A 12,568-nucleotide genomic window follows, 5' to 3' on the forward strand; every position below is an offset into this window, starting at 1 on the left:
ACGCCTGTGCTGTTCTGGCGGTTACCGACGTTGGCCTTTTTGGCACGCCGCGCGGCCGAGTCATGCGACACTCTCCCCCGTGGCTCTCAGATACCGCCTGCAATCGAATCCCTTGGTCGGGAAGATCACCACGAGGTACCTGCTGCCCCTGGGCACCCGCCAGGTCGGCGACGATGTGGTGTTCTTCAACTTCGGTTACGAGGAAGACCCGCCGATGGGCTTGCCGTTGGACCCGTCCGACGAGCCGAACCGCTACTGCATCCAGCTCTATCATCAGACAGCAAGCCAGGTGGACCTCACCGGCAAGAAGGTGCTGGAAGTCAGCTGTGGCGCCGGTGGCGGCGCTTCGTACATCACGCGCAACCTGGGACCCGCTTCGTACACGGGGCTCGATCTGAATCCGGCCAGCATTGAGAAGTGCCGGGAAAGGCACCAGCTACCGGGGCTCGATTTCGTCCAGGGTGACGCGCAGAACCTTCCGTTCCCGGACGAATCCTTCGATGCGGTGGTGAATGTCGAAGCGTCGCATCAGTACCCCGATTTTTCCGGCTTCCTGGCTGAAGTAGCGCGCGTGCTCCGTCCAGGCGGTCACTTCCTGTACACCGATTCGCGGCGCAACCCCGTTGTGGCCGAATGGGAATCAGCGCTTGCCAACATCCCGCTGCGGAAGGTCGCTCAGCGCGACATCCAAGACGAGGCCAAGCGCGGGCTGGACGCCAACACCCGACGGACGCAGGAAATCATCAGCCGTCGGGCGCCATCATTCCTGACCGGTCTCACCCGTTATGCGGTCAATGTGTTGGACCGCGATCTGAAGCGCGGCGGCGGGTTCACCTACCGGATCTACCTCTTCGCCAAGGACTAACGTAAAGCGGTCCGTCTCATGAGATTTGTCGTGGCCACCTATGGCACGCGCGGCGACATCGAACCATGTGCCGCTGTCGGCCAGGAGCTGCAGCGGCGTGGGCACGATGTGTGCCTTGCGGTGCCGCCCAATCTCATTGGCTTCGTACAAGAAGCCGGTCTTGAAGCTGTTGCCTACGGCACTCGTGACTCGCAACTGCAACTGGACGAGCAGTTCCTGCACAACGGGTGGAAAGTCCAGAATCCGGTCAAGCTGGCACGGCAGGCGATGGCGCCGGTGACCGAGGGCTGGCTCGAACTCAGTGCCATGCTGACTCCCGTCGCCGCGGGCGCCGACCTGCTCTTGACCGGTCAGATCTATCAGGAAGTCGCGGCCAACGTCGCAGAGCACTACGAAATTCCGCTTGCCGCACTGCATTTTTATCCGATGCGCGCCAACGGTCAGCTCGGATTTTCGGCGGCCCGGTTACCGGGAGCGGTGGTTCGTTCCACGATCCACACCACGGACTGGCTCTACTGGCGTCTGACCAAGGGCGTCGAGGACGCCCAGCGCCGTGAACTTGGTCTGCCCAAAGCGTCCAGTCCGGCGCCCAAGCGCATGGCCGCGCGTGGAGCGTTGGAGATCCAGGCCTACGACGAGGTCTGCTTTCCCGGGTTGTCCGCTGAATGGGGTGGCCGGCGGCCGTTCGTCGGTGCGCTCACCATGGGTCTTCCCACCGACGCCGACGACGAGGTCATGTCGTGGATCGCTGCGGGTACGCCGCCGATCTATTTCGGCTTCGGCAGCATGCCGGTGGGATCCCTCGCGGAACGGGTCGACATGATCGGCGCAGCGTGTTCGCAGTTGGGCGAGCGGGCATTGATCTGCTCTGGCCCAAGCGACTCGACCGGGATACCCCGGCTCGATCACGTGAAGGTGGTGCGCGCGGTCAGCCACGCGGCAATTTTCCCCGCTTGCCGCGCGGTCGTGCACCATGGCGGCGCGGGCACCACCGCCGCAGGACTTCGCGCCGGAATCCCCAGCCTGATTCTCTGGGTCACCTCCGATCAGCCGTTCTGGGCGGCCCAAGTGCAGCAGCTGAAGGTTGGGCGAGGTCGGCGATATTCGGCGGCCACCACCCGGACTCTGGTGGCCGACCTCAAGGCGATCCTCACCCCTGAATGTGTGAGCCGGGCGCGCGAACTCGCGTCCCGGATGACGAAAGCGGATGCCAGTGTGGTGGCCACCGCCGACTTGCTCGAAGAGCATGCCGGCCATCGTTAGTGCCAGTTGACCGGATTGCAGAATAGATCTCGATGGAAGGGCGATCAGTGTACGATTCGCTTGTGTCCCTGCTGATTACAGTGCCGGTTTACGGTCAGCACGAGTACACGCACGCGCTAGTCGCTGACTTGGAGCGCGAGGGTGCCGACTATCTGATCGTCGACAACCGTGGCGATTACCCGAGGATCAGCAACGAGCGGGTGAGCACACCCGGTGAGAATCTCGGTTGGGCCGGGGGCAGTGAGTTGGGCTTCCGGACTGCGTTCAGCGAGGGCTACTCGCATGCGATGACACTCAACAACGACACCCGAATCTCGAAAGGCTTTGTGGCCGGGTTGCTCGACCGTCGGCTACCGGCCGACGCGGGAATCGTGGGACCGATGTTCGACGCGGGGTTCCCGTACGCGGTAGCCGGCGAGAAGGCAGACGCCGCTGACTACATTCCTCGTCCGCTGTACCGAGTCGTGCCGGCCGTGGAGGGAACGGCGCTGGCGATGTCGCGGGAGTGCTGGGATGCGGTGGGCGGTATGGATTTGTCGACCTTCGGGCGCTTCGGATGGGGACTTGACCTCGACTTGGCGCTGCGTGCTCGAAAGTCCGGATTTGGTTTGTACACAACGGAAATGGCATATATCAACCACTTCGGGCGCAAGACCGCCAACGCACACTTCGGTGGCCGCCAGTATCACTGGGGTGCCAGCAGCACAATGATCCGGGGATTGAGCCGGACGCACGGGTGGCCCGCCGCAATGGGCATCTTGCGGGAGATGGGCGCCGCCCATCGACGTAAGTGGTACAAGTCGTTTCCGCTCGACCGCAATACCAGCGATTAGGCGCGGACCCGCGCCGTTTCCTCCAATAGATCCGCCGCCTTCGCCACGGCATCCGCCGGATTGGCCATCTTTGCCGAGATGTCCCGCGCGCGTGCCACGTAGTCCGGTGCCAGGATGGACCTGATCTCTTTGACCAAAGCTTTCCGGTTGATCCTCGAAAGACGCCGAGTCGAGCCAACTTTCAATCGTTGGATGGCCGCTCCCCAGATGGGCTGATCGGCCACGTCCCAGAGGATCAACGTCGGCATCCCGGCACGCAGTCCCGCGGCGGTGGTGCCCGCCCCGCCGTGGTGAACCACCGCGCGGCACTTCGGTAAGATTGCCGAATAGTCAATCAGCCCAACGATTCTCACGTGTTCGGGCTGCCGGACGATGGGCTGGTCGGCGGGGGAGTAGATGAGCGCACGCTCGCCCAGTTCCGCGCACACGTCCGCGATCATCGCGACCGTCTCGGCCGGTGATTGCACCGGCGTACTACCGAAACCGAAGTAGATCGGCGGTGTTCCAGCCGCGATCCACGCTTCCAGTTCGTGGTTGGGTTCGGTGTGCAGCTGCATCGACAGCGGACCGACGAACGGCCGCTGGCCGTTCCACTCTTCGATGAGTCCGGGAAACAACGCCGGGTCGTAGGCCTGAATCTCCGGCGCCCCGGAATCCACGATGCGTTTGAGCGCGGGGGCTGAGGCAGGCGGCAGGCCCAGCTCCCGTCGCTGGGCGCGGTCGGCGTCCTTGGTGGTGTAGGAATACAGGCGCCAGGACGCTTTGCCGACGGTACGGGCGACCTCGGCCGGCATCGGCACCGACGGCAGCCCCACCTGCCCATTGACGTGCATGGGGAAGTGGTGCAGGGCGGCGATCGGAATGTGGTGATACTCAGCGACATTGGCGACAACCCCGTGATAGGTCTGACCCGTCATCAGCAGGTCGGCGCCGTCGGCCAGTTCGGTCAGCGTCCTGCCCATCTCGGCCCAGCCTTCGACGAACAATTGCTTGCCCGCTTGTGCCAGGTTGAAGGGATTCTGCGCCTTGGTGAGGTTATGCACGAAGGCTGCGACCTGGTTGATCTGTATCCCGGAGTCCGGCCCGTACGCGACACCGGTCAAGCCCGCGGCCTCCACGAACCCGATCAGGTTGGGCGGAACCGCCATGCAGACGTCGTGTCCTCGACGTAGTAGTTCCATACCGACTGCGGCACATGGCTCGACATCGCCGCGGGTGCCATGCGTCGCCAGCACAAATTTCATCGACGTCAGGCGGAGGTCAGCTCGTCGTACAACAGATCGGCCAGGCTGCGCACCGTCGTGTTGATGTTGGTCGCGGTGATGCGTATCCCGGTCTCGGACTCGATACGGGTGCGCAGTTCCTGGCTGCTGAGTGAGTCGAGTCCGTACTCGGTCAGCATCCGGTCGACATCAATGGTGCGGCGCAGAATCAACCCGATCTGCTCGGAAACCATGCGACGGAGTCGTGCCGGCCACTCCTCCTGCGGCAGCCTGTCCAGTTCGTTGAGGAACTTGCTGTTGCCGGCGTGCTTGGCCGTGGCGCGGAACGCCTCCGCGAACGGACTGTGCTGGGCGAACGCGTTGAGCCATGGTGAGCCGATGATGGGCGCGTAACCGCTGTAAGCGCGGTTGTGCCGCAGCAATGCCTCGAAGGCGTAAGCGCCTTCTTCGGGTTGGATGGCGTCGCCCGCCGCCTCGGCGAAAGACGTAGCGCGGCCGATCTCACCCCACGGGCCCCAGGCGATGGAGGTGGCCGGCAAGCCCTGGGCCCGCCGCCAGTGGGTGAATGCGTCCAGCCAACTGTTGGCTGCGGCGTACGCTCCCTGGCCGGGTGAACCGACCAAGGCCGCCGCTGAGGAGAAGGAGCAGAACCAGTCCAACGGCTGGTCATGTTCCACCTCTTGGAGCGCCTCATGCAGGTTCCACGCCCCGTGCACCTTGGGCGCCCAGTCGCGGCGAATGAGATCCTCGGTGATGTTGGGCAAGGTGGCGTCCTCGACGACGGCGGCCGCATGCAGCACCCCGCGCAACGGCAGACCGGTGGCAGTCGCAGTGGCCACCAACCGCTCCGCGGTGCCGGCCTCGGCGATGTCGCCGCACTCCACCACCACGTCGGATCCGATCGCGCGGACCATTTCGATTGTCTCCAAAGCCTTTTGGGAGGGCTGGGAGCGAGAGCTGAGCACGATGCGGCCGGCGCCGGCGCTGGCCATTTTCTCGGCCAAGAACAACCCGAGGCCGCCGAGGCCACCGGTGATGATGTACGAGCCGTCGCCCCGGAATGCCGGGGCTTGCTCGGGCGGCATCACCACGCTGCTGCGCCCCACATGTGGGATGTCGAGAATCAGCTTGCCGGTATGTTCGGCAGCGCCCATCACGCGAATGGCCGTGGCCGCGTCGGCCATCGGGTAGCGGGTGATCTCCGAGGCGGGCAGGGCGCCGGTTGCGACCTGCTGATACACCGTGCTCAGCAACTCGCGGACCTGAGCGGGATGACTGTCGGCCATCAGTGCCAGATCCACGCCGTAGAACGCAAGGTTCTGCCGGAAGGGGAACAACTCCAGCCGGGTGTTGGAGTAGATGTCGCGCTTACCGATCTCGATGAATCGTCCACCCAGAGCGAGCAGTTTGATTCCCGCCTGCTGGGCGGCGCCGGTCAGTGAGTTGAGCACGATGTCGACGCCGTAGCCCTCGGTGTCGCGGCGGATTTCGTCGGCGAACGATGTGCTGCGGGAGTCGTAAACGTGCTCGATCCCCATGTCGCCCAACATTTTTCGACGCTCCGGGCTGCCGGCTGTGGCGAAGATCTGGGCACCCGCGGCGCGGGCGATTGCGATCGCCGCCTGGCCCACCCCACCCGTCGCGGAGTGAATCAGCACCTTGTCCCCGGAGCGGATGCGGGCCAGCTCATGCAGGCCATACCAGGCGGTGGCGTAGGCGGTGGTGGCCGCGGCCGCCTGGGCATCGGTCATCCCGTCGGGCACCGTTGCGGCCAGGCGCGCGTCGCAGTTGAGGAAAGTGGCCCAGCAGCCGTTATTGGACAGTCCGGCAACGTGGTCACCAACCTTGTGGTCGGTGACCTCTGAGCCGACCGCGGTCACCACGCCGCTGAAGTCCATACCCAGCTCGGGCAGTTGCCCGTCGAAGGTTTGGTAGCGGCCGAATGTGGCCAGCACATCGGCGAAGTTGACGCTGGACGCACTCACGGCGACCTCGATCTCACCGGGGCCCGGCGCCACGCGGTCGAACGCGGCGAACTCCAGTGTCTCCAGGTCGCCCGGGGCCCGGATCTGCAGGCGGACGCCGGCTTCGTCGTGATCGACGATGGTGGTCCGACGTTCCTCGGGCTGCAACGGAGCGGGCAGCATTCGGGCGGTGTACCACTCGTCGTTGCGCCAGGCGGTCTCGTCCTCGTCGGTGGCCAGCAACAGTTGGCGCGCCACCTGCTCGGCCCCGGTCTGCTCATCGACGTCGATGTAGCTGACTTTCAATTGCGGATTCTCCGAGCCGATCACCCGCAGCAGACCACGGAGGCCGCCCTGCTCGAGGTTGGCGCGGTCGTCGGCCAGTACCGTCTGGGCGTTGCGGGTCAACGCATACAGCCGCGGCGGCGAGCCCAGCAACTCCGGCAGCTCCCGGGCGATCCGCACCACATGCTCGACGTACTGCCCGCCGCGGTCTGCTGCTTCCCGGTCGGCGCTGTGCTGCGGCGCGGTGATCAGCACCACGCCGTGGAACGCGCCCGCCTCCAGTTCGCTGCGCAGCTGCTGGGCGTGTGCGGCGTGGTCGCCGGCAAACGGCCAGGACAGTGTATTCGCCTGCGCATCATGGACTTTGAGTGCGTCGGTGAGCGCGGTTGCGGTCAGGTCGGCGGCGTCGGAAGTGCTGATCAACAGCCACACGCCGGGCTCCGTCACCGCCTTCTCGGGTAATTCTCGGGATTGCCATTCGATGGTCAGCAATCGCTCGCCCAAGACGCGACGGCGCTCACTGTCCGGGGAAGCGCCGGTGCCCAACTGCAGGCCCCGCACGGCCATGAGGACGGCGCCGTTCTCGTCGACGATGTCGAGGTCGGCCTCGACTCCGCCGGCGCCACAGGCAGTTACGGTCGCGTAGCAGTACCGGGCGTGGCGGGCCGAGCCGTAGGCGCGCAGCCGACGAATGCTCAACGGCACCAGCAACCCACCAGAGGCGGCACTGTCGTGGCTACCCACACTGGGATGGGCGGCCACGGCCTGGAAGCACGCATCCAACAGCGCCGGATGGACCAGGCCGTAGGTGCCTTGCTGGGGGCGTAGTGGGCCGGGCAACGAAACCTCGGCCAGCACGGTGTTACCGGCGCTTTCCGCGATGTGCGCGCCGCCAAGGCCAGTGAACGCCGCGCCGAGCCGGTGACCACGCTTGTCCAACCACTTGCGGATCTCGTCGCCGTCGACGGGTCGAGGGTGCTTTGCAAGCAGTGCGGCCAAGTCGTGCGTCTGTGGCTCATCCGACGGGTCGGCCGCATGCAGCACGGCGGTCGCCTGCCGCTCGTAGCGGCCCTCCTGGTTGCTTTCCACCGTGAAAGCAACCACATCGGGCGCTTCGAAGGTCGCGGTGATCCCGATCGGGGTCACTTCGTCGAGTTCCAGGGAGTGCTCGAAGCGCAAGTCGCGCACTTCGGCGGAGTCTCCGAGTACGGTTCGGGCAGCCACCAGCGCCATCTCGCAGTAGGCGGCGCCCGGAAGGGCCGCCGACTTACGGATCTGGTGGTCGGCCAGCCAGGGGATGGCCTGGGTGCCGACTTCGCCCTGCCAGACGTGGCGTTCCGGCTCTTCGGGCAGGCGAACGTGGACACCCATCAGGGGATGGGCGGGAACCAGCGCACTGCGGCGCGCGACCGAATCCAAACCGCTGGTCGCCAGGAACAGCGAACGCTGATTCCAGCTGGGCAACGGCGCATCGAGCAGCCGCCCGGTGGGATAGAGCGCCGAGAAGTCCACCGCCGCACCCGCGGTGTACAGGTCGCCCACCAGGCCGCGCAGCCCGTGCGGCAGCGGCTGTTCGCGCCGCATGCCGGCCAGCGCGGCGGCCGATTTGTCGAGGCTACGGGCGGTCTGGTCGACCGCATTCGTCAGCAGCGGGTGCGGGGACAGCTCGGTGTAGACCTGAAACCCGTCCTCCAGGGCGGCTTGCACCGCCGCCGCGAAGCGCACCGTGTGACGGAGATTGTCGGCCCAGTAACCGGCGTCGCAGTACGGCTCCTCGCGCGGGTCGAAGGAGGTCGCCGAGTAGTAGGGCACCTGCGCCTCGAGCGGCTCGATATCGGCCAGCACTTCGTACAGGTCGTCGAGGATCGGGTCGACCTGGGGGGAGTGCGAGGCCACGTCGACGGCCACCTCGCGGGCCAGCACGTCGCGCTCTTCCCACGCCGCGAGCAGGTCGCGCACCGTCTGGGTGTCGCCGCCGATCACCGTGGACTGCGGCGAGGCGACCACCGCCACCACGACGTCACTGACGCCGCGCGCAACCAGCTGCGTGATGACCTCTTCGGCGGGCAATTCGACCGAGGCCATGGCGCCGGCTCCGGAGATGCGGGTCATGAGCTGGGAGCGTCGGCAGATGACCTTGACGCCGTCTTCGAGCGACAGGGCGCCGGCGACGACGGAGGCGGCGGATTCACCCAGGGAGTGGCCGATGACGGCGCCGGGTGCGGCGCCGTAGCCCTTCATGGTGGCGGCCAGCGCGACCTGCATGGCGAACAGAGTGGGCTGGACGCGGTTGATGCCGGTGACCTTTTCCGGCGCGGTCATCGCCTCGGTGACCGAGAAGCCGGATTCGGCGGCGATCAGTGGTTCGATCTCGGCGATCTTGGCCGCGAACACCGGTTCAGTGGCCAGCAGGTCCTTACCCATCTCGGCCCACTGCGAGCCCTGCCCGGAAAACACCCACACCGGGCCCTTGTCGTCCTGGCCGATGGCCGGCGGATAGGGCACCTCACCGGTAGCGACCTCGCGCAGCGCGCGAGTCAGTTGTGCGCGACTGTCGGCCAGGACGGTGGTGCGCACCGCTCGCGGGGTACGGCGGCGGGCCAGCGTGTAGGCAAGGTCCGAAATGTCCACGTCGTCTTGTGCGTCGAGCCAGTCGGCGAGCCGGGCCGCCGTTTGACGGAGCGCATCCTCAGATGACGCCGACAACGGGAAGATCAGCACACCGTCCAGCGCGGCACTGCCGTCGGCCTCGACCGTCGTGGCCGCACCCGCGGCAGCCTGCACCGGGGCTTGTTCCACCACCGCGTGCACATTGGTGCCGGAGAACCCGTACGACGACACGGCCGCACGTCGCGGCGTCGCCTCTATCGGCCACGGCGTATTCTCCTGCGGCACAAAGAGATTGGTTTGTATCTCGGCGAACTTCTCCGGCATCTGGGTGAAGTGCAGATTCTGCGGGATCACGCCGTGCTGCACGGACAGAACAGCTTTCATCAGCCCCAGCGCACCGGCGGCTGACTGCGTGTGCCCGAAATTGGTCTTGACCGAGGCGAGGGCACAAGGCCCGCTCGTCCCGTAGACCTCGGCCAGGCTCGCGTATTCGATGGGGTCACCGATCGGCGTGCCGGTGCCGTGGGCTTCGACCATACCGACGGTGGTGGGATCGACATTGCCGGCGGCCAGCGCCGCCCGGTACGCCGCGACCTGAGCGGGCCGCGACGGCGTGACGATGTTGACGGTGCGGCCGTCCTGGTTGGCGGCGGTACCGCGGATCACCGCCAGAATTCGGTCGCCGTCGCGCTGGGCGTCCTCTAGGCGCTTCAGCAGCATCATCACCGCGCCCTCGCCCGACACGAAGCCATCGGCCTGGACGTCGAACGCGTGACAATGCCCAGTGGCCGACAACATGCCGATGGCCGAACCGGAAGCGGCTTTGCGAGGCTCCAGTGTCACCGAAGCGCCGCCGGCCAGGGCGATGTCACTTTCGCCGTCGTGCAGGCTCTGGCAGGCCAGGTGGATCGCCGACAGGCCCGAGGAGCAGGCCGTGTCGACGGTCATCGCCGGTCCGCTCAGTCCCATGGCGTAGGAGATCCGGCCGGACCCCATGGCGAAACTGTTACCCATGTACCCGTAGGGCCCGCTCAAGGTGTCGGCATCGGCATGCATGAACAAGTAGTCGTCGTGCATGAGGCCTACGAAGACGCCGGACCGGACGCTGGCCAAGGCTTCGCGCGTCAGGCCGCCGTGCTCCATCGCCTCCCAGGAGGTCTGCAGCAGCAATCGGTGCTGGGGATCCATCTCGGTCGCTTCGCGCTCGGTGATTCCGAAGAACTCCGGATCAAAGTCCGCGACGTCGTCCAGGAACGACCCCCACTTGCACACCGTTCGACCAGGCACGCCCGGCTCGGGGTCATAGAACTCTTCGACATCCCAGCGGTGGGCGGGAACTTCGGTAACGAAGTCGTCGCCACGCAGCAACGCTTCCCACAACGACTCAGGGGAGTCGATGCCTCCCGGCAGTCGGCACGCCATACCGATGACGGCAACTGGAGTGACACCAGTCCGGTCCACGGTCGTTCACCTCTCCCTACCCACGTATTGGGTTCATGTCGGCGGGCTTCCTGGTGGCATGGGCCTTCCCAGCAGCGGTGCCAAATGCATCGTCCGGCCGGGGAACGGAGCGGCGGCTCGCGCCGGCTACAACCCCTGCGTCGAAGCCCACCTGCAGTCCGTGACTGATCAGCAGCGTATCTGCTCGGCTTGCCGGATGTGGAAAAATCGTGCGGTCGTACTAAAAAGTTCCTGATCGATTTCCGGCGACATGCCGTCTCATCTGGGCTTTGACCGGGGCCCCGCAGTTCGAGCCAGCCGCACTCCTGCCCGCGCGGGCAGGTCCGGCTTGCTGCACGCAAGGAAGAAAGTCCTCGATTTTTGGAAACCGCTCACGCGGATCCTGCCCACGTCATATGCTTCTCACTCGGTACCGCGGGACCATGACGGTAGCTCGCGGCCGACCGGGATATCGCCGTCAGTGAGTTTGCTGACGCCGTTATTCAATGTCGGCGCAATTTCGGTTGAATTACTGGCGTGTGACGCGACACCCAACTTAACGCATTCCCGGCTTTACGTTCCCTATTTCCGCCTCGGGAACGTAAAGCCGGTGCGTCAAATCTTTATTGCGCGACCTGAACTGCCGCGTTTGCGAACTGACCCTCGGCGGCCCGCTCGAACACAGACTTGAGAACCTCGAGATAGCGCGTCACCGACTCCCGGGCGACTGGGTTATTCGGGAAGTTCACCATGACGGAAACCTCATCGAAAAGGCGAATCACCGAGAAATACAGGTAAGCCGGGTTTCTGCCATCGTTGTATGCCGTGGCATTCGCACCTTTCAGTGCGGTGGCCACAACCGCAGAAAGGGGCGGCAGGCCGGCGTCCATGTAATTCGTCATGAAGAACTGTGACGAATTCCGCTTCAGCCAGGGCGCCAATTCCAGTACGCGCTCGTAGGGCACGTTCGCCATATTCATGTTCTCGTCGAATGAGGCTTGGGTGGAGCGGGCGGTTTCCTCGAACGAGTTCGGGTCGATCGCGACGGTGTAAGGCACCGCACCGGTGAACCAGCCCATCGACAGGTATTCCTCGGGCGAAGTGCGCTTGTCGACCGGCGTCATCCCGTAATAAGTTTCCTGGCCGGTCAGTTCGTGGTGGGCCAGCGCGACGCAACCGAACAGGCCGCCGCTGAACCGGGCCTGCGCCGCCATGCACCTGGCTTCGAACTTCGCTGTTTGCTCCGGTGTCAGCAGCTTCTCGATCAAGATGTCGCCACCGCAGGTCAGCGTCTGCTCACCCAGCGGCAACGGGAATTCGGGCAGCCCGCCACCATTGTTCTCGGCGAAGTCGATCCATTTGCGGACGTCGGGGGAGTCCAGGGTGCAGTCGGCAGATGTCTTGGCTTCACGGATGCAGAAGTTGTCGTGGCTGCCCGGTTCCGGCATGACCAGCGGCGGTTTGCCTTCGAGCAGCGCGCGGTAGTTGGTCAGGATCTCGACGTACAGCGACGAAACGACGGCGGGGTCGCAGTGCAGGTGGTCGACGATCGCAAAGAGCGAGCAGTGATTTTCGTGCTGAATCAAGCCGAACCGGAAGCAATCCCATTCCAGCGGGGGCGGCGTGGAAACCACGAGGTCGCGCCATTCCGGCTGCGTCAACTGACCGTGTTGAATCGGAGCGAGCTGAATCTCGCGGGGGTTCTGAATTTTGTGCCGAATGATTTCTTTCGGCCCGTTGTACTCGAACCAGCTGCGGTAGGTCTCGTGCCGGCGCACATGCGCATTGATGACGTGCGTCATCGTACGGATGTCGCACTTGCCGGGAATCTCCCAGGAGCCCATAACCAGCCGTGAATAATCGAGACCGCGCTCGCCGAATTCCACATATCCGCGTAAATGGCCGGCTTGCATGGAACTCGGGGGCACGTCAACGACCGGTGCTTGCTTGGCTTTCGCGCGCGATGCCGGTGTCGGCTGCCACGTCACGACCGAACCCGGTCCTGGCTCCCAGTCGTAGACGATTCCTACGCCGAGAGTGACGTCTGCTGATCCCCCGCCTATGATCACGCTTCCTCCTCGATAT

At 65.1% G+C, this 12,568-nt stretch carries 6 protein-coding genes; 3 read left to right on the plus strand and 3 right to left on the minus strand.

The window, feature by feature from the left end; all coding sequences use genetic code 11:
- Window positions 1-79 precede the first annotated feature (79 nt).
- The 3 genes from I2456_RS11520 to I2456_RS11530 are packed head-to-tail and all read left to right on the plus strand — an operon-like array spanning window position 80 to window position 2,961.
- Entirely contained in the window at window positions 80-865 is a 786-nt protein-coding gene (locus I2456_RS11520; protein WP_068032024.1) for a phthiotriol/phenolphthiotriol dimycocerosates methyltransferase, read from the plus strand.
- Between the two features lie 18 nt (window positions 866-883).
- Complete coding sequence (locus I2456_RS11525; RefSeq protein ID WP_085075722.1) at window positions 884-2,128, plus strand: glycosyltransferase; 1,245 nt, start codon at window positions 884-886, stop codon at window positions 2,126-2,128.
- A gap of 47 nt (window positions 2,129-2,175) precedes the next feature.
- Window positions 2,176-2,961 (plus strand): glycosyltransferase family protein, encoded by a 786-nt coding sequence (locus tag I2456_RS11530; RefSeq protein ID WP_085075790.1) that lies wholly within the window; start codon window positions 2,176-2,178, stop codon window positions 2,959-2,961.
- On the opposite strand, the gene I2456_RS11535 is transcribed toward I2456_RS11530, so the two are convergent.
- The 3 genes from I2456_RS11535 to I2456_RS11545 form a co-directional block, all read right to left on the minus strand.
- Window positions 2,958-4,205, minus strand: a complete 1,248-nt coding sequence (locus I2456_RS11535) for a glycosyltransferase (protein WP_085075721.1) — start codon at window positions 4,203-4,205, stop codon at window positions 2,958-2,960. The genes I2456_RS11530 and I2456_RS11535 overlap by 4 nt on opposite strands.
- A gap of 5 nt (window positions 4,206-4,210) precedes the next feature.
- A complete protein-coding gene (gene pks2, locus I2456_RS11540; protein WP_085075720.1) occupies window positions 4,211-10,465 on the minus strand; it encodes a sulfolipid-1 biosynthesis phthioceranic/hydroxyphthioceranic acid synthase in 6,255 nt (2,084 codons plus the stop codon).
- A gap of 641 nt (window positions 10,466-11,106) precedes the next feature.
- Window positions 11,107-12,552, minus strand: coding sequence for a condensation domain-containing protein (locus I2456_RS11545; protein ID WP_068032038.1), 1,446 nt, complete (start codon window positions 12,550-12,552; stop codon window positions 11,107-11,109).
- Window positions 12,553-12,568 lie beyond the last annotated feature (16 nt).

It is taken from the genome of Mycobacterium kubicae, from assembly GCF_015689175.1.
GTDB classification, from domain to species: Bacteria; Actinomycetota; Actinomycetes; order Mycobacteriales; family Mycobacteriaceae; genus Mycobacterium; species Mycobacterium kubicae.

Excerpts from the sequence above, each read along its gene's own strand:
- I2456_RS11535 (WP_085075721.1), bottom strand. The coding sequence starts at position 4,205 with ATGAAATTTGTGCTGGCGACGCATGGCACCCGCGGCGATGTCGAGCCA.
- I2456_RS11525 (WP_085075722.1), top strand. The coding sequence starts at position 884 with ATGAGATTTGTCGTGGCCACCTATGGCACGCGCGGCGACATCGAACCA.
- pks2 (WP_085075720.1), bottom strand. The coding sequence starts at position 10,465 with ATGGCGTGCCGACTGCCGGGAGGCATCGACTCCCCTGAGTCGTTGTGG.